Genomic DNA, 14,373 nt, shown 5'->3' with positions numbered 1-14,373 from the left:
TCAGGCTCCCGGCCGCGACGGACGCTTCACGCCCTCGATCGCGATATGGCGACTGAGGTGGCGGTGCCCATGATCCGTCAGGGTGGCGATCTTGACGGTGCCCGCGTCGACGACGGTGATTGCCTCCATCGTCCGCAGGTACTCCATCTGCTGATGGATCCACGGCCGCTCCTGGTGGATCGCGAAGCGCGAGAGCACCTGCTCAAGCATGCTGGACGAGAGACTTTCGTTGGTCTGCTCGGCGAGCGCCTTCAGGATGATCAGGCGCGCTTCCTCGCGGACGATACGGGCGAAGTCGGTTCCGAGGTCGGTCATTTGCGTGCTTGCTCCAGGAGAAGGTCATGCAGCCGCTCGCTGGTAGCGGCGATCGGTTTCATGCGCTCGTCCATCGCGTTGAGCCGCCCGACGATGTCCGCCAGTGCCAGCTCCAGCTTGTGGGCGGTGCTCTTGTCAGGGAGGTGCTTGATCTCGCCTTCGATTGTCTGGATGCGACGGTCGTGAACGATCAGCGTCTTCTCAGCGACCTTCAGCCGATCGTCGAGCTTCTTCTCGCCGGCGGAGAGCATGGCACGGGCCGCAGCTATCAGGTTGAGGCATCCAAGTGCCAGGGCGACCAGTGCCGCGACGGTGGTAAGGTCGATGTTCATCGGTGGTACTTTTCTTCCTCGTGGATCGTCTGGCACTGGATGCAGCGCCGGGCGAAGGGAGCCGCGAGGCGGCGCGCTTCGGGAATTGGTCTGTCGCAGTCACAACAGATGACGGAGCCTTTTTGCTTCACTGCATGGGCGGCGTCCGCGATCAGCGCCTCACGCTCTTCCTGCTCCCGCTTGGCTGCGAGGTCGAAGGCACCATTGCCGAAATTCATTGCGGCCCCCGAACTGAGGCAACGGCAGCAGCGCGCCGCTCTTCGCAGATCCGCAGGCTGGCGCGATCGCTGCCCCAGGAGCTGGTGACTTCAGTTGCGGTCATCGCTCTATCGGGAAGGCTGGCCGGCTGCGGACACGGAATTTCCGATTCCGGCGGCAGGGTGATTTTCCGCTCCACGATCTTCACGACCGGCTTCTCGCCATCAGCGGGCGAGCAAGCGGACACGGCCATGGTCGAGGCCGCAAGCAGCGCCATCAGGCAGAGCCGCATTTTCTTTCTCCAGTTCGGTGAGCTTTTCTTCGGCGGCGCGGATCTTGGCGGTTGCCTCAGCCTGGATCCGCAACGCGCTATTCGCCTGTGCGGCTTCGGCGAGGGCGGCCTTGGTGTTGGCCTCTGCGATTTCGCCCTTCCAGTGGGCGTCCCGCTCCGCAATCGCACTGAGGCGGGCGTCATCCACCATGCCGTCTACGGTGTGCAGCGCCAGCCAACCGAGGAAGGCGGCAGCAAGCAACATCAGGGAAATCACAATGAGCGGCGTGACCGCCTTCGAAAGCCACGCCGTCATCGTCCGTTCTCCTTCGGATCGTCGCGCGGGTGGTAGGAGGAGGAAGGCAGTGCGGGCGAACGGGTCATCGTCCACATATCGAGAGAGCCGAGGCCGCGATGGATGCCGAGCATGACGGCGATCAAGCCAACCATCATCGGCAGGGCAATCTGGGCAAAGGCGATGACCTGGCCGGAGGCAACCGCGCCTGCGGTAAGGGCGAGGATCACCAGCCAGGCGAGAAAGGAAGAAAGCCAGATGGCAAGCTTGGAGGTCCGGTAAGACGGCTTCTGCATGATGCCGTCTCAGCTGAACAGCGCGCTGTACGGACCGACGCCTGCAAGGGCGCGCTCCATTTCCATGCGCGTCTGCGGCCCGACCTTCCCGTCGACAAGGATGCCACGCTCCTTCTGGAACCAGCGGGTGACCATTTCGAGGTCTTGATCGAACACCGCCGTCGGGCGGAGCGGCCACTGGTGGCCGATGAGCTTGCGATAAGCAGCCAAGTCGTCGGCCCAGGCGAGGACAGCGGGGCCGGCGTCCCCACGGCGCAGGAGCGGGTCGACCGTTCCGGCGATGCCGCGACCTCCCTCGAAATAGCTGTCGTACTCTGCGGAGGCATCGAAAGACGGGCAGGCCTTCGCGGCATATTCGTTGTGACCGGAGATCTTGCGGATATCGAAGCGGTCCCGGAGCGCGAGGATCTCTGCCAGCAACGCATCTTTCTGTGCTGGAGTTCGGGTGTCGGCCGGCGTCCGGCCGTCCGAGAGAACTCCGCCGACATAAACAACACCGATCGTCGAGCTGTTGTGGCCCTCGCAATGCGCGCCGATCTTGTCCAGCGGCCGGCCTTGCCAGCGCTCACCCTTCAGGCCGATGACGCGGTGGTAGCCGATGCCAGACCATCCGCGGGCAAGGTGCCAGGCATTGATTTCGGTTACGGTGACCGGTCTACCGGCCGGTGTCGCCGTGCAATGCACGATGATCTCGTTGATGGTCCGCATGATTTGCCCCTTCAGTCCCAGGGGCACAGTCGCTCAACGAAACACGATCAGGCACCGTCCGAAATCGGACGATGCGGAACCGATCGAAACTTAGAAGAGGGAGCCTTGAGGATCATCTTTCGGCGATGCTTTGAGCTTCGCCCGGTGATCGTAAACGGTGGAACGCGCAACACCGGTAGCGGCCGTGATCCGATTGACCGTGTGGCCCTTGTCGATCATCTCCGCAAGGATGCTGGCCCGTTTGCGCTTCTGCCCACCGACAGAGGGAGGAAGCACAATGTTCCTGCCCCCGAATACTTCTGCGATCGCCTTGGCCTCGTCAAGCCCTACCAGCTTGGCGAGCCAGTGGCCGGCATGAACCTTCGTCGGAATATGGATCTCCTGGCATGCCTTTTCGGTAGCAAGCACCAACGCCGCCCTTTCTCCGGCGGCGTCAGCAATGCGGTTGAGGAGTGGCGTGAACCAGGCGCGATCAGGAAGGTCGGTCACGATGTCCCTCCGGTCGATAGAGTTCGTTCTCCAGCGCCATCTGGCGCAGCGTCAGTTCCCGCACCCGCGCCTCCAACAGGACGCGCTTGTGCTCCCGAGGACGGAGGGTGGCGATGCGCGCAAGCAGGCGCTCCCGGTCTTCCTGGAGACGGAAATGCTCTGCCTGTTTCTGCCAGTTCAAGAGCGGGAGCGCCTCGGTCATCGTCAGGCGGCCTCGTAGCGCAGCGGGATGTTGCGACTGGTGAGCACGATGCTCCGGCCTTCCCGATTGGTCCCGCAGCGGTAGACGTAGCGGGCAGTGCCCGTTCCGTCCGCCTTGCGCCAGATCCCGGAGGAGGTCTGCAGGACAAACCCCTCCTCGACGAGATGGAGGAGAGGACCAAAGATCGCCGGCGCATGCTTCTCCAACTCCTCGATCGAGAGCTTGAGCTTCCAGGTACGCGTACGTCTCTTGCTGCGGCTCATTTCATGCCTCCGAAAATAGAGCTGCTTGTTTGGACTGTTTGTTTGCTGCGGCTTTCCTCGCGGCAAGCCGGCGCGCGGCCTCGCCAGGCGTAGCCAGATCGCGATCGGCGAGCCGGGTGTAGAGATCCTGCATGCCGGGGCGCAGGTGGCGTAAGGTCGGGTACGACCAGGGCGCGGCCTCTTCAGGGACCGCGCCCTTGATCCAGACGTACCAGGCGTAGTCAGTTGCGCTGCTCGCCTCGGGATCCCACACGCCCTCGATCAGCGCCACGCGCTCGGAGAAGGGGCAGACGTAGGTCGGCCGGCGCGGGCCGAAGATCGTGTGGTACCGCTCCTGACCGGACAGCCAGCCGAGGCGGCAGAAAACAGCAACGCCCTCGATGGCGATTTCGAGGGCCTTTTGAACGAACTTTGCGGCTTGTTCGAAGGGTGGATTGATGAAGATCCAGTCCGGCACCTCGTGGCCGTCCTCTATTAGCCGCTCCCGGCTCTCTTCCAGGAAGTCGCGGATCTCTGGATTGATGCCCCAATCGGCAAGGTCGGAGACGTCGACCGCACCGAAACTTTCCCGCAGCGGCAGCACCATATGGCCGCCGCCGGCGCAGGGCTCCCGGACGCGCTTTGAGCGAAGATCAAGGGGCTCCCGGTGCAGCACTTCGTGGATTAAGGCGCGGGTCGCCCAGGGTGGCGTCGGGAAATACTCCAGCGAGCCTTTCGAAAGCTTCCGCGACTCCATGTGGTTCGACTTCATCACGCACCTGCCTTCCGCGAGCGGATGCGCTCGCCGAATGCGTTCATCACGCGGATCCACTGCTGATCGTCGAGATGCCGGTCGAGGACACTGCCGCCCACGATGGCGACGATCGCCTGCCACATGCCGTTGCGATCTCCGGGCGAAAGGATGGCCCACTGCGCGGCGGCAATCTTGTAGCCGGTCGCGCGCATGTAGCTCTGCGGGTGCATGCCGGCGCTTGACCAGTCAACGCCACCTTCGCGAGCCATCCAGACCTTCAGCGCGTCGATGACCTTCGAGGCATCGTCGGCATGGCGGAGCCAGCGCTCGCGCTCGATGCCGGTCTGGCGCTTGATGAAGCTCTCCAGCGCCGCGTCGTCACGATCGCGAACGATGCCGAGGTTGTAGGCAGCGATCCAGAGTGCCTGCAGCTTCTTCGCGAACTTACCTGCCAACTTCTGCCGGCCGCCCTCGCGGCGAGCAGCTCCAACCGGTGCGAAGCCTTCGTTGCGGAAGACGGCCAGCACCTGCTGGCGCTCCGCCTCGCTCATGTCCTTCGTCGAGGTCTTGCCGGTGATGAGGCGAAGCTTGCCTCGATAGGTGTCCTCGTCCAGGCCGAGCTGCTTCTTCGCGACATGGATGGCGGCAATGGAGTTGCTCACCGGCCTGCCTCTTTCAAAGATCGCGTTTGGGTATTGCGCTTGTGCAGGGACTCACTGTTCCATTTGCTCCAATGGAAGAGGAGAAAGAGATGGTCGAGCACACTTTTGAGGGCAAATTGGAGATGGCGGCAGGTATGATGGCGTTCCGCCAAATCAGCATCGCGCTCCTGCAGGAGTTGGCCCGAAACTCGCGTACAACCGTCTATCTTGGCGACATCCGAGAGGCGGTTAAACAGGATCTCAAGACCTCTTGGTCGGACGCCCCCTATGAAGTCGAGTTGTCCTATGTTGAAGCGGCCTTGAGAACGGTGGATGAATTCTTTGACGGGATCGTCGTTAAGAATGATCGCGGGGCTGGCAATGGCGAGGGTAGCTAGTCCGGCGACCCTCATGACAGCTTCCTCCCGATCAGGTCGGCCAGGCGCGTCAGGTTCATCTCGGTCAGGACGCCGCCGGCGGGATCGATGTCGATGGGAAGGCGCGCGTAATGCACGCCCTCCTGCTCAAAGACCTCATGGCAATCGTTGCGATACTCCTCGATCAGGACTTCCAGGATCCGCTCGAAGGAAGGCGTTTTCATCGCACGTTCTCCTTCTCGCCATTGGTGGCGATGAAGCCAGTCTTGTCGAGTTGGCGCCGAGCTGCGGCAATCCAGTTGTTCAAGGCCCCGTCGATACCGCTCGTGGATGACGCGCGGACGCCGGCGATGCTGACCCTCGCGCCATCGTAGCGCTCGTTGATCTTGACCTTTGGGAGATCGCTAGCGATGCCCCGCGCCAGCTCTTCGAGAGCCTTCCGGCGCTCCTGGTAGCCATCGGGACCGCCCGGCGGTAGCTTCGCCAGACCGTCCTTTATGTACTTGATGGAGCTGATTAGATCCGCCATCGCTGCACCTATGCCTTCGCAAGGTCGATGGTGACGGCCGACCAGCCATCGGTGGCTTTTTCGCGGAGGTAGAACCGCAGGTATTCCTTCGAACCAGTCACCCGCATGGCATCGCGGATCGCGTCCATGGCCCGCTGCCAGCGCTCGTCCTCGATCTGATGCCGCAGCAGCATGAAGATCTCGGAGCGGTTGATCTTGCCTTCCTTGTCAGTATTGAAGGCGCGGGTGACGATCGCCTGGATCTCCGGCCGGCTATCCGCCGACCATTCGTTGAGGCACTCGTCGATCAGGCTCTTGGCCTGATGAAGCTCCGGCCCGAAATCAACCAGCTCGGCAACCTGCACCTGAACCTTCATCAGGCCGTCAATCGTCTGGTATGTCCGGTTGCCCTTGGCGCCGCCGATCTTGACGCCGTACTCCTGGGCGAGCAGCGCGTCGAGCGCGGCGAGGTCGCCCATGGAGTGCTCACGGAACCGGGCAATTTGAGAACTCAAGTTCAATGCGAAGCTGATGATCTTGCGCACCGCCTCGTCTTCGAGCTTGTGCTGTGGCTTGACCATGGAGAGCGGGATGTAGCCGCCCTTCGCATCGGTCATGAACTCCTTGCCGTTGATGAGGGTGACGCCGTCCTGGCGCTCTTCGAGAATGACTGCTTCCATTTCAGATGCTCCCTGTTTTGTTGAAGGTGACGCGGAGATCCAGGAGGCGCTGCATCAGCACCTTCCGGGCGTTCGTCTCGCCCACCGTGTTGGTGACTGTTTCGAGCTGGTCGAGCGCGGCGATGACGCGCTGGACCGATAGCCGCAGTGAGAGTGCGGGCGGCCGGGTTTTGGCCCTGGCGGCGCCGGCCGAGATCAGCGTCTTGCTGACCTCGGGACCGACTGCTTCCACGATATCGTCGATCGGGATGACGACGCGGGCGGTGACTTCGATCGACTTCATGCCGTGCCTCCATCGGGAGGCGTCGGCCGGGACATCAGCACCGTGACATTGCTGCCGGGGATGCTGACCGGCGAAAGCCGCCGGCCGCCCGTGAAGACCTTCAGGTTCTCGATCTGGCTCTGGAGGAGGCGATGTTCCTCCTCCAGATCCTCGGCGAGCGCGACGGCGGTGTTGAACTCCATCAGCAACATCTGGATGGCTGCGGCCGAGGGAGCCTCGCCAGGCCGGACGATGGTCTGGAAGGTGCGGCGGCAGGCGATCATCTTGTCGGAGGGCAGGAGGCCTTCGTTCATGATGGCTTCCTCCCGAAGTTCGGGCGGATGATCTTGCCGCTGGTTTCCGCGATCAGGTCGTCGAGCTGGTCGGTGGCTTCACCTTCCATTGTCGTGCGCATCTCGCGGCCGGCTTCGGTATCGCGATGGCAGGCAAGCTCAAGTTCCATATTCAGCGCCATCTTCTGCATGATCTGCAGGGCGTTGATCATCGACCGCATACCAGCGGCCTCGATCTCGACAGTTGCGCCTTCAGGGAGGTCCGCATGCGGCAGCATCGGAGTGAGGAGCCGCTGAAGGCTTGCGGAAAGCTTCAGATCCTCCGCCATCAGACCATGTCCCCCAGGTCGCGGCGCTTCCAGGCGGCCTGAAGATGCTTCAAGGACAGCTCCTCGCCGGCGCCGATTGCGGCCGGCAAGGCGCTCTTGACCGTCCGGTCGATCTGGCGGAGCGCTCCCTGCTTCAGTGCGATGCCGAGCAGGAAGTTGGTGCAGGCCTCGTCCTCGATTTTCCATGCGCGGATCATGCGGATCGCATCGTCCGTCCGGTTCGGCTCTCTCCGCAGCACCTTGTCGAAGCGGGAGAGCACCTGCGCCCGGCTGGAGACTGAGCGGGTGCGATCGGTAAGGAAGTCGTTTGCAACATCCTCGTTGCCGATCAGCGCGATGCCGCACTTGTAGATGTCGACGAAGTGGCGGAGCTGGTTGATCGCGTCGCCGGTCAAGTTCTGCGCCTCGTCGATGATCAGCAGGGTGCCGTCACCGATGCGGGAAAGCTTGCGACCGATGGCACGAACCAGCCGCGCCGGGTTGTTCTCCTGGACCTCAAGCTCTGCCGCCAGTTCGACCAGCATGCCGTGCACCGTCTTGGTGTGCGGGCTGACCGTTGCCATGAAGGCGTGCGGCCGGGTGTTGCAATAGTGGCGGGCGGCCATGCTCTTCCCGACGCCGGAATCGAGTTTGATGGCCACGAAGCCGGAGGTCACCTGCGCCCAGGCGAGTGTCTGCATGACTTCATGACCGACGCCTGTCATTTGGAATGGTGGCGATACCGGCACCGAGGCGGCCAGGTTGGCGCTTTCCTCGATCGCGCTGAGCCAGTTCTCGGCCTGTATGTTGAGGTTTGAGAGGACGCCGATGTACTTACCGGACGCCCACTGTGAGAACGTGCCCTCCGCCATGTTCATGCGGCGGGCGACTTCAGCTTTCTTCCATCCGTTGGCGGTGGCCGCCTGGATGACGCGGTCAATCAAGACCCGCCATGCCGCGACATCCGGCTCGGGATGCTTGGCAATGAACTCGGCCGCTGGCTGCGGGTGTTCCCAGGCGGTGCTTGTGCTGATCGGTTTTTTCATTTACAAGGTTCCTTAGCTTTTGATCACTCGGGCGCGCCTTTTGGTTGCGCCCGTTTTTTTGTTCGGAACCGTACGCACTACTTTTCGGCTCTGGACTTTCGGCCGGACGCATTACTCGCCGTGCCGATATTCCCCGTGGGGAATGGGATGATCGCGCTCTCCTCGCCCATGATCCGGGCAAGGCCTCGCGAGAAATTCGCATCAAACTGATCGTCGTCTGCCGCCTCGATCGGGACGGCTCTGGCAACATTGCCCGTGACCAGGCGCGTCACGACGGGGCGCACCGGCGGTTCCGGCTCTTGCCGCTTCTTGTCGCGGTTTGCCTTGGCGTAGATCTCGCCAAGCTCCTGCGCATCGAGCGTGCGGTGCATGTCGAGAACTCTGCGGGTGGCCTTGTTGAACTCGGCCTGTGTTTTCGCCTTGCGCTTAGCATCGCCGGTGCTCTCGAAGCCGGCATGGCTGACGCACTCGGCATCGCAGATGAAGCGGCCGGCTGGATCGTAGACCTTCACCGGATTGTGCAGGTCGGTCGGATCAAAGCGCATGGTGAGCGTCTTGCCGATCCACTGGTTGAGCGCCGGTGCCCAATAGCGGTTGCCGAGGTAGTGCAGGGCGCCATCCGGCTTGCGAGCCTTCAGGGTCTCGGCTGTAAGCATCCAGAGCGCGCGCTGCGCCTTCGTGGCATGGCGCACGATGGTGGAGGCTTCGGCGATGCTGTCGTCGAACACCTGGTTGAAGCTGCGGCCCTTGGCGGCCTCGGTGCGTCGGCCGGTGCGGGCATTGTGCTCGGCCACGCAGGCGGCAACATGCTCCTGCAGCTCATCGAGCGCGATCGCCCGCTTGCCATAGTTCTCCGGCTTCGCCAGGGCATTCGGGCCAGTGTAGCAACCGGACATGGCAGGATGCCGGGATATCTCCTCGGCCAGATCCTTCCAGGCGCGCTCGATCGGCTTCGACTGGCCGGAATAGGGCTTGGTAAAGTGAGGCTCGATGCCGAGCGTCTTCAAGAGGCCGGCGACCTCGTCTTCCGTGATCTTGAAGCGGTTGCGTCGGCCGGCACCGCCGGAGATCTTCTTCGATGCAAAGGCGCGACCGTTGTCCATGTAGAAGTGCTCGGGCAGCATGCCATCATGGTTCTCGATCATGTCGCCGATGCAGGCGCGGACCACTTCCCACGTTTCCGATTCCGCGAGACGCCAGGAGAGAACCTTTCGCGAGTAGATGTCCTGAATGCCGATCAGGATGACGCGGGTGGGTTCGTCCTTCCATGGCACTCTGACCATGAGGTCGAGCTTATGGCCGTCCGTGTTGACCATCTGCATGGCATGCAGGTGAAGGACGGAGCGGGTCTGCGCCGGGAAGAGCCGGGCGGCCTTCTCGCGGCCCTCGCGGGCGAGCACCTGGGCAGACTTCGGCACCTCCTCGTCCAGGCGGCGGCGAAGGGTGCGTTCGGAAGGGATCGGCTGCCAGCCGTTGGCGGTGGCGGCTTGCAACATGCGGCGATAGCAGGCGGAGAATTTCGGCTGCTCGGGGCGGAGGTAATCGGATTTCAGGACCGACCAAGCCTTCGGATGGCAGTCGGCGCGGTCGGTAACAATGCCGCTGGCGGTTGGCGAGAAAGACGGCGCAAGGGCTGCAAGCCAGTCCTGCCGGGCGTGGCCTTCCACCATCGCCTTCCACTCATAGTAGGTTGCCCTGCCGATGCCGGCGCGGCGGGTGCAGTGCTCCACGGCAAGCTTGACCGGGATGCCGGAGGTCCGCATCTCCTCGACATCGACCAGCAAGTCGAGCCGCTTCTGGCAGATTGCCCTGTGATCTTTCGAGAGGGCCTCAAACCGTGCCCAAAGGCTCTTTGACGCCTTGCTGTCGGCGGCCGGCAGCGGCGCGTTCATGAAGGCGATCTTCTGCCGGGCTGCGGAGGGCAGAAAGGAATAGTGGTACTCGAAGCCGCCGCCGCGACCGGAGCGCTGGCGCGCCTTGTCAGTCGAGCGCACGCCTGTCTGAAGAATGAAATTCTCGATGCCTTGGCGGGTATGTGGCAGGCCGGGCAACTTGGCCTCGGCCAGCTCCTGCGACGTGAACCAGTCCTTCAAGCCTGCCCCCTGGACGTTGCCGCCCGTTCCTGCTTCCGCTGCTCGATGAAGGCGCGGATCTCTGCTTCGTTCTCTTGGATGAATACGAGGGTGGCCCGGACGGCATGGATGCGCTCCATGGCCAGCTCCGCCTCTGCTTGGCGCATTTTCCCGTCTCGGATCTGCTTCGGATAAACCTGCTCGCGCATCCGGATTTCCCGGTCGACTTCAGAGATCTGACCTACCAGTGAGATCTTCGCCATCAGCGTGCCCTCCGCTTGATGGTCACCGGCTTCGACTGCAGGACACGCAGTTCCTGGGCGAGCGCCTTTTGCTCTTGCTGCAGGCGGGCAATTTCAGCGAGGCGGGCTTCGTCGCCTTCGAGCAGCAGAAGTCCATCCTCCGAAACAACCACGTCCCAAAGCCAGACGGCTCCGGTGGCGCGGACGAAGGCCTTGAAGCGGACGAGACTGATGTCGTGACTTTCCTTGCTCTCGGCCGTGTAGGCATCGAGAGCGGCTTTCGAGATGGAGGCGAGGCCGAGATACTGCGCCATGCGGGCGGCGATCGTCGGGCGATCGTAGGGGCATTCGCGGATGGCCTTGGCCATCTCCCGCTTCAGGCGAGAGCGGAACCGCGTCAGGTCGATGCGCTCTGATGCGGCCCGCACCGGGAACAGCGGCTCGCTGAAGAAGTCGAACTGGTCTGGATCGCGCTTCATCACGCTGCCTCGCTACGGATAGAGGTCATCAGCGCGGCCATCTCGCCCGATGGGTCGGCCAGGCCGATGTGCTCCAGGAACTGGCTGCGGGTGTCTTCGTCTGCGTCCTCCCAGGCTTCGGTGAGTGTCTTCAGGATCTTCGCCTGGTCGGCGGCGGCTGGAGCGGCGACTGGTCCCTTCAGCCACTGCAGCACCGGCTTGATGTCCGGGTTTTCCTTGAGCGCGGCGGCGACCTTCACCTGTTCGTCAGCAGGAAGCTTCGCGAGCTTCAGGAGCTTCGACTGATCGTGTTCTGCCTCGGTACCGCGCAGCGCCTGGCGCAGTGTCGGGTGCATATTCCTGCCGATGCGGACGGCGCGCTCATACTTGTCGCTGGAGATGCCGAGGCGCTCTTGAACCTGCTTGGCGACCTCACGTCCCGGTGCGAAGATCAAATCCGCATCGTGCGGTTTTGATTTCTGGTCGCCGCCGGCGGTGATCTTGCCGTGCTGCTCTTCCCACAGCTCTCGGTACTTCATCACGAAGATTGCCCGGTCGAGCGGGTTCAGCTCGTTACGGTAGAGGTTCTCCGAGATCTCCAGGAGCTGCGCTTCGAGGCCATCTGCCTCGACGACGATGGCGTCGATCTCCGTCCAGCCGAGCAGCGTGGCGGCAGTAATGCGATAGCCGCCGGCGACGAGGGTGTAAGGCGTTGCACCTTTCCCTTTGGCAGGCGTCTTGCGGATCATGATTGGGCTGATCTGCCCGCGCTGCGACATCGATGCCGCGATGACCTCAACGTAAGCCTGATCGATCGGCCGTAGCCGCTCGCCGATGTGGATCTTCGCGATGGGTGTTCTGAGAAAGTCGGCCATGATTATGCGGCATCCTCGGCCGCTTGGTGCAGCTCGGTCATGAAGAGGTCTTGGGCGCGAGCGGAGATCATGCGGTACGCACGCTCGAAGCAGGGTTCAGTGCAGCGGTAATCGACGGTGCGAACCGCCTGCATGACGCTCCACCGGGCGAGGCCGAGCAGCTTGACCAGGCGGCGGCGGGGAACATCGAACTGGACGTGAAGGACGTGGATGGCGACCTGGCGCGCAAGCTTGGCATCCAGCATGTCAACCGGCGGGTCGATGATGAAGCGCAGGGGCAGGTGGTTGAAGTGCGATCGGCTGGCGCGATAGCAGGCGGAGGTCATTGCCTGCAGGCGCTCTTCCTCAGAGTACGGATTGAACATTGGGGCTCCTCAGAATTGCGAGAACAGGGCCGCCAGGGAGGTGGCCAGCGCGATCGCGACTACACCGAGCAAGAGGACCCGGTCGGCCACTCTGCAGGCGGGATCAAGTGACGGTATGAAGGGGTTGCGGTTGTCGAATTGAGCGCGCTTTTTCGTCATTGTGGCACCGGCGGGTTTCCGCGATTGATGGGGGGTGGCGGCGGTGACGGGGTCATGGACGGCCGGAGCAAAAAAGAGCGCCCTTGGGGGCGATCGCGCTCTGTCGGACGGGAGAAATCCCGGTCGAATGGTAAAGGCCAGAGCCTGCGCGTCCCGTCGTCACACCAGTCATGCGGCGCTCTGCGCTCTCTTCGAATCCTCGGCGTATTGGGGATCGAGGACCGTGGTGCGGCGCTTGGGGTAGCGATCGGGGAAAAGTTCCTCGACAGGGACGTTGAGGAACTTTGCAATGGCAGCTTCTGACTTCGAGTTCGGCCGGCTCCAAACGAGCCGGAATCCGCCTGGGCTGACATTGTTCAGCTCGGCGAGGCGGGTTAGTGTCATGCCTCGGCGACGTAGCTCGCCGAGGATGGCATGACGGTCCCACTTCTGGGGCTTTGCCATCCGTTTACTCCTGGAAGCGGGTGTTGGCGCATCCGCTTTTTGTTGGTGGTTTATGAGCAATCGCAGCCCGCTTGCGCTGGCTGCATATGTAGGGTGTACCTCGATTTTAATCGTGATGCAAGATTTTAATCGAGCAGCGCGAGACGAGGTGTGCTCGTGTGGATGGGCGTATGGAAACTGAGGAGCAGCAGAGCTTTAGGCGCGAGCTGGGCGCGAGAATTGGGAAGATTGCCGGGCGGTTTCCCACTAAAGGTGAGGCGGCGGCCGCTGCGGGCGTCTCGGTTGAGCAACTGAATAAGTGGATCGCAGGAACCGTGAAGGTGCCGGCAGATGGCTTAAAGTCGCTGGCAAACGCTGCAAATGTCGATTTTAGTTGGCTTGTCGCGGGCGAGGCCGCGTCGACGGACGTGGACAGTGGTTTTATCGCGTCCGTAGATATCTCGATCATCGGGGTTCGCGTCGCCGACCTGGTCGTGGAATGCTACCGGCGAAATGGCATCAAAATGCCCGAGGCCACACTCGCTCGCGAGGTGATCGCTCGGCTGTCCCAGCTATACAAGAAGGCGGACAACCCGAAGGACATGGAGGAGCTTTTCTCGCTGTTGCCGTGGCTGGAAAAGGCCATCGACCGAGAACTCGGCGACGCTGCCGCAGAACCGGGTACAGGGAAACGCTCGGCTTCATGATCGTGAAGCCGACCAGCATTCCCCCCATCCCATAGGTGAAAGTTAAGAAAGTGTTACGTTTTGGTGCAACCGAAACGTGCTCGGATGGTAAATGGCATCCCTCTAACGGATGCCTTGCCCTAGACTTGGGCGGCACTATCTTGAGAGCCGGATTATGCGGGGGCGGGAACTTCGAAAGGTGTCCTGCCATGGCTGATGTAGATTGGCGCCAGGCGCCGCTGGGCACCCGTTGGTGGGCGGTCGACGTTTGCGGAAAGGCGCACTGGTACCGTTCTCCGGAGGTTCCTGACTATGTGCCGCCCTGGGATAAGGGGCCGATCGATGCGCCGCTCTTCAACTACCAGGGTGATTGGAACGACAGCCTGCAGGAGCGGCCTAGCGACCTTCCGCCGGAAAGCCATTTGCATGTTCGCAAATCGTCCGCGCGGCGGCTTCCCCTTGATTTGTCGGCCCATCGCCCACGAAAACGGCAACATGCAACGGCCTTGCATGTTAGAATTGGAAATCGCTAGGGGATCGCGGCAGTAATGGCGGTTTCCACCGAAGCGACGGCCGCGCGGCTGGTGTAGCTTTTTCAATGGCTTGAAGATGCCTCAAAGGCTTTTCGGCGAGTTTTGAAGCCGCTCTCAAAGGATCGCCGTTTTTGCCGCCGCTGGCGCCGCCGACGCCGGGATCGAGCGTCTCGGCCTGTCAAAAACGGCGCGGCCTGGTCGCCGCTCGATCTGCCCGAAGCCCTTATTTTACAGGCGCTTCCCGTTCGATCCCGGTTCTTCCCACCTAATCCCGGTTATTCCGGATCTCTCTGACAAACAACAGCCGTGGTGCCCTGTCCGCAATCGCTTGGGCCCTTACCCG

The 14,373-nt window shown here is 62.4% G+C and carries 27 protein-coding genes; 2 read left to right on the top strand and 25 right to left on the bottom strand.

The window, feature by feature from the left end:
- The 11 genes from FN060_RS20725 to FN060_RS20675 all read right to left on the bottom strand — a co-directional run bounded on the left by FN060_RS20725 (position 1) and on the right by FN060_RS20675 (position 4,764).
- A complete protein-coding gene (locus tag FN060_RS20725) occupies positions 1-315 on the bottom strand; it encodes a VpaChn25_0724 family phage protein (protein ID WP_142589856.1) in 315 nt (104 codons plus the stop codon).
- The gene (locus tag FN060_RS20720) at positions 312-647 is read right to left on the bottom strand and encodes a DUF2730 family protein (RefSeq protein ID WP_142589855.1); all 336 of its coding nucleotides are present in this window, start codon (positions 645-647) and stop codon (positions 312-314) included. Before FN060_RS20720 ends, FN060_RS20725 begins: the two co-directional genes overlap by 4 nt.
- Positions 644-865, bottom strand: coding sequence for a TraR/DksA C4-type zinc finger protein (locus FN060_RS20715; RefSeq protein WP_142589854.1), 222 nt, complete (start codon positions 863-865; stop codon positions 644-646). The genes FN060_RS20720 and FN060_RS20715 overlap by 4 nt, the downstream gene beginning before the upstream one ends.
- A gap of 204 nt (positions 866-1,069) precedes the next feature.
- Positions 1,070-1,432: a hypothetical protein gene (locus FN060_RS20710; RefSeq protein WP_142589852.1), complete on the bottom strand. Its 363-nt coding sequence runs from the start codon at positions 1,430-1,432 to the stop codon at positions 1,070-1,072.
- Complete coding sequence (locus tag FN060_RS20705; RefSeq protein ID WP_183949964.1) at positions 1,429-1,707, bottom strand: NAD(P)+ transhydrogenase beta chain; 279 nt, start codon at positions 1,705-1,707, stop codon at positions 1,429-1,431. The genes FN060_RS20710 and FN060_RS20705 overlap by 4 nt, the downstream gene beginning before the upstream one ends.
- A gap of 9 nt (positions 1,708-1,716) precedes the next feature.
- Positions 1,717-2,415: a peptidoglycan recognition protein family protein gene (locus tag FN060_RS20700; RefSeq protein ID WP_142589851.1), complete on the bottom strand. Its 699-nt coding sequence runs from the start codon at positions 2,413-2,415 to the stop codon at positions 1,717-1,719.
- Between the two features lie 90 nt (positions 2,416-2,505).
- Complete coding sequence (locus FN060_RS20695; RefSeq protein WP_142589850.1) at positions 2,506-2,904, bottom strand: helix-turn-helix domain-containing protein; 399 nt, start codon at positions 2,902-2,904, stop codon at positions 2,506-2,508.
- Entirely contained in the window at positions 2,888-3,106 is a 219-nt protein-coding gene (locus FN060_RS20690) for a hypothetical protein (RefSeq protein WP_142589849.1), read from the bottom strand. The genes FN060_RS20695 and FN060_RS20690 overlap by 17 nt, the downstream gene beginning before the upstream one ends.
- 2 nt (positions 3,107-3,108) lie before the next feature.
- On the bottom strand, positions 3,109-3,369 hold the full coding sequence (locus tag FN060_RS20685) for a hypothetical protein (protein ID WP_142589848.1): 261 nt from the start codon (positions 3,367-3,369) through the stop codon (positions 3,109-3,111).
- 1 nt (position 3,370) lies between these two features.
- Positions 3,371-4,120 (bottom strand): SAM-dependent DNA methyltransferase, encoded by a 750-nt coding sequence (locus FN060_RS20680; protein ID WP_142589847.1) that lies wholly within the window; start codon positions 4,118-4,120, stop codon positions 3,371-3,373.
- The gene (locus FN060_RS20675; protein WP_142589846.1) at positions 4,120-4,764 is read right to left on the bottom strand and encodes a gp16 family protein; all 645 of its coding nucleotides are present in this window, start codon (positions 4,762-4,764) and stop codon (positions 4,120-4,122) included. Before FN060_RS20675 ends, FN060_RS20680 begins: the two co-directional genes overlap by 1 nt.
- Positions 4,765-4,853: 89 nt before the next feature.
- On the opposite strand from FN060_RS20675, the gene FN060_RS20670 reads away from it, so the two are divergent.
- Complete coding sequence (locus tag FN060_RS20670; RefSeq protein WP_142589845.1) at positions 4,854-5,141, top strand: hypothetical protein; 288 nt, start codon at positions 4,854-4,856, stop codon at positions 5,139-5,141.
- A gap of 11 nt (positions 5,142-5,152) precedes the next feature.
- Here the strand turns inward: FN060_RS20670 and FN060_RS20665 are convergent, their stop codons facing one another.
- The 14 genes from FN060_RS20665 to FN060_RS20600 form a co-directional block, all read right to left on the bottom strand.
- Complete coding sequence (locus FN060_RS20665; protein ID WP_142589844.1) at positions 5,153-5,344, bottom strand: hypothetical protein; 192 nt, start codon at positions 5,342-5,344, stop codon at positions 5,153-5,155.
- Positions 5,341-5,649: a hypothetical protein gene (locus tag FN060_RS20660; protein WP_142589843.1), complete on the bottom strand. Its 309-nt coding sequence runs from the start codon at positions 5,647-5,649 to the stop codon at positions 5,341-5,343. The genes FN060_RS20665 and FN060_RS20660 overlap by 4 nt, the downstream gene beginning before the upstream one ends.
- Positions 5,650-5,657: 8 nt before the next feature.
- Positions 5,658-6,308 (bottom strand): DUF3164 family protein, encoded by a 651-nt coding sequence (locus tag FN060_RS20655; RefSeq protein WP_142589842.1) that lies wholly within the window; start codon positions 6,306-6,308, stop codon positions 5,658-5,660.
- Position 6,309: 1 nt separating this feature from the next.
- Positions 6,310-6,591, bottom strand: coding sequence for a hypothetical protein (locus FN060_RS20650; RefSeq protein WP_142589841.1), 282 nt, complete (start codon positions 6,589-6,591; stop codon positions 6,310-6,312).
- Complete coding sequence (locus FN060_RS20645; RefSeq protein WP_142589840.1) at positions 6,588-6,884, bottom strand: RNA-dependent RNA polymerase family protein; 297 nt, start codon at positions 6,882-6,884, stop codon at positions 6,588-6,590. Before FN060_RS20645 ends, FN060_RS20650 begins: the two co-directional genes overlap by 4 nt.
- Positions 6,881-7,192 carry a hypothetical protein gene (locus tag FN060_RS20640; protein WP_142589839.1) on the bottom strand — a complete coding sequence of 104 codons (312 nt, stop codon included), beginning with the start codon at positions 7,190-7,192 and terminating at the stop codon, positions 6,881-6,883. Before FN060_RS20640 ends, FN060_RS20645 begins: the two co-directional genes overlap by 4 nt.
- On the bottom strand, positions 7,192-8,217 hold the full coding sequence (locus FN060_RS20635; RefSeq protein ID WP_142589838.1) for an AAA family ATPase: 1,026 nt from the start codon (positions 8,215-8,217) through the stop codon (positions 7,192-7,194). The genes FN060_RS20640 and FN060_RS20635 overlap by 1 nt, the downstream gene beginning before the upstream one ends.
- Positions 8,218-8,294: 77 nt before the next feature.
- Positions 8,295-10,310: a transposase domain-containing protein gene (locus FN060_RS20630; protein ID WP_142589837.1), complete on the bottom strand. Its 2,016-nt coding sequence runs from the start codon at positions 10,308-10,310 to the stop codon at positions 8,295-8,297.
- On the bottom strand, positions 10,307-10,552 hold the full coding sequence (locus FN060_RS20625) for a hypothetical protein (protein WP_142589836.1): 246 nt from the start codon (positions 10,550-10,552) through the stop codon (positions 10,307-10,309). Before FN060_RS20625 ends, FN060_RS20630 begins: the two co-directional genes overlap by 4 nt.
- Complete coding sequence (locus FN060_RS20620; RefSeq protein WP_183949962.1) at positions 10,552-11,010, bottom strand: hypothetical protein; 459 nt, start codon at positions 11,008-11,010, stop codon at positions 10,552-10,554. Before FN060_RS20620 ends, FN060_RS20625 begins: the two co-directional genes overlap by 1 nt.
- The gene (locus FN060_RS20615) at positions 11,010-11,864 is read right to left on the bottom strand and encodes a ParB N-terminal domain-containing protein (protein WP_142589834.1); all 855 of its coding nucleotides are present in this window, start codon (positions 11,862-11,864) and stop codon (positions 11,010-11,012) included. The genes FN060_RS20620 and FN060_RS20615 overlap by 1 nt, the downstream gene beginning before the upstream one ends.
- Before the next feature lie 2 nt (positions 11,865-11,866).
- A complete protein-coding gene (locus tag FN060_RS20610; RefSeq protein ID WP_142589833.1) occupies positions 11,867-12,229 on the bottom strand; it encodes a hypothetical protein in 363 nt (120 codons plus the stop codon).
- A gap of 9 nt (positions 12,230-12,238) precedes the next feature.
- Positions 12,239-12,388: a hypothetical protein gene (locus tag FN060_RS20605; RefSeq protein ID WP_183949960.1), complete on the bottom strand. Its 150-nt coding sequence runs from the start codon at positions 12,386-12,388 to the stop codon at positions 12,239-12,241.
- Between the two features lie 168 nt (positions 12,389-12,556).
- Positions 12,557-12,832, bottom strand: coding sequence for a helix-turn-helix domain-containing protein (locus FN060_RS20600; RefSeq protein ID WP_142589832.1), 276 nt, complete (start codon positions 12,830-12,832; stop codon positions 12,557-12,559).
- Positions 12,833-13,002: 170 nt separating this feature from the next.
- Here FN060_RS20600 and FN060_RS20595 point away from each other — a divergent pair, with 170 nt between their 5' ends.
- Positions 13,003-13,518: a helix-turn-helix domain-containing protein gene (locus FN060_RS20595; RefSeq protein ID WP_142589831.1), complete on the top strand. Its 516-nt coding sequence runs from the start codon at positions 13,003-13,005 to the stop codon at positions 13,516-13,518.
- Positions 13,519-14,373: the final 855 nt, after the last annotated feature.

It is taken from the genome of Pseudorhizobium halotolerans, from assembly GCF_902153235.2.
In the GTDB taxonomy this organism is placed as follows: domain Bacteria; phylum Pseudomonadota; class Alphaproteobacteria; order Rhizobiales; family Rhizobiaceae; genus Neorhizobium; species Neorhizobium flavum.
This window is presented reverse-complemented; position numbering and strand designations above follow the sequence as displayed.

Coding starts and splice junctions, on each gene's coding strand:
- FN060_RS20680 (WP_142589847.1), bottom strand. CDS start 4,120: ATGAAGTCGAACCACATGGAGTCGCGGAAGCTTTCGAAAGGCTCGCTG.
- FN060_RS20670 (WP_142589845.1), top strand. CDS start 4,854: ATGGTCGAGCACACTTTTGAGGGCAAATTGGAGATGGCGGCAGGTATG.
- FN060_RS20645 (WP_142589840.1), bottom strand. CDS start 6,884: ATGAACGAAGGCCTCCTGCCCTCCGACAAGATGATCGCCTGCCGCCGC.
- FN060_RS20640 (WP_142589839.1), bottom strand. CDS start 7,192: ATGGCGGAGGATCTGAAGCTTTCCGCAAGCCTTCAGCGGCTCCTCACT.
- FN060_RS20720 (WP_142589855.1), bottom strand. CDS start 647: ATGAACATCGACCTTACCACCGTCGCGGCACTGGTCGCCCTGGCACTT.
- FN060_RS20615 (WP_142589834.1), bottom strand. CDS start 11,864: ATGGCCGACTTTCTCAGAACACCCATCGCGAAGATCCACATCGGCGAG.
- FN060_RS20635 (WP_142589838.1), bottom strand. CDS start 8,217: ATGAAAAAACCGATCAGCACAAGCACCGCCTGGGAACACCCGCAGCCA.
- FN060_RS20705 (WP_183949964.1), bottom strand. CDS start 1,707: ATGCAGAAGCCGTCTTACCGGACCTCCAAGCTTGCCATCTGGCTTTCT.
- FN060_RS20650 (WP_142589841.1), bottom strand. CDS start 6,591: ATGAAGTCGATCGAAGTCACCGCCCGCGTCGTCATCCCGATCGACGAT.
- FN060_RS20600 (WP_142589832.1), bottom strand. CDS start 12,832: ATGGCAAAGCCCCAGAAGTGGGACCGTCATGCCATCCTCGGCGAGCTA.
- FN060_RS20605 (WP_183949960.1), bottom strand. CDS start 12,388: ATGACGAAAAAGCGCGCTCAATTCGACAACCGCAACCCCTTCATACCG.
- FN060_RS20690 (WP_142589849.1), bottom strand. CDS start 3,106: ATGACCGAGGCGCTCCCGCTCTTGAACTGGCAGAAACAGGCAGAGCAT.
- FN060_RS20700 (WP_142589851.1), bottom strand. CDS start 2,415: ATGCGGACCATCAACGAGATCATCGTGCATTGCACGGCGACACCGGCC.
- FN060_RS20685 (WP_142589848.1), bottom strand. CDS start 3,369: ATGAGCCGCAGCAAGAGACGTACGCGTACCTGGAAGCTCAAGCTCTCG.
- FN060_RS20660 (WP_142589843.1), bottom strand. CDS start 5,649: ATGGCGGATCTAATCAGCTCCATCAAGTACATAAAGGACGGTCTGGCG.
- FN060_RS20625 (WP_142589836.1), bottom strand. CDS start 10,552: ATGGCGAAGATCTCACTGGTAGGTCAGATCTCTGAAGTCGACCGGGAA.
- FN060_RS20710 (WP_142589852.1), bottom strand. CDS start 1,432: ATGACGGCGTGGCTTTCGAAGGCGGTCACGCCGCTCATTGTGATTTCC.
- FN060_RS20620 (WP_183949962.1), bottom strand. CDS start 11,010: ATGAAGCGCGATCCAGACCAGTTCGACTTCTTCAGCGAGCCGCTGTTC.
- FN060_RS20595 (WP_142589831.1), top strand. CDS start 13,003: ATGGAAACTGAGGAGCAGCAGAGCTTTAGGCGCGAGCTGGGCGCGAGA.
- FN060_RS20665 (WP_142589844.1), bottom strand. CDS start 5,344: ATGAAAACGCCTTCCTTCGAGCGGATCCTGGAAGTCCTGATCGAGGAG.
- FN060_RS20610 (WP_142589833.1), bottom strand. CDS start 12,229: ATGTTCAATCCGTACTCTGAGGAAGAGCGCCTGCAGGCAATGACCTCC.
- FN060_RS20655 (WP_142589842.1), bottom strand. CDS start 6,308: ATGGAAGCAGTCATTCTCGAAGAGCGCCAGGACGGCGTCACCCTCATC.
- FN060_RS20725 (WP_142589856.1), bottom strand. CDS start 315: ATGACCGACCTCGGAACCGACTTCGCCCGTATCGTCCGCGAGGAAGCG.
- FN060_RS20715 (WP_142589854.1), bottom strand. CDS start 865: ATGAATTTCGGCAATGGTGCCTTCGACCTCGCAGCCAAGCGGGAGCAG.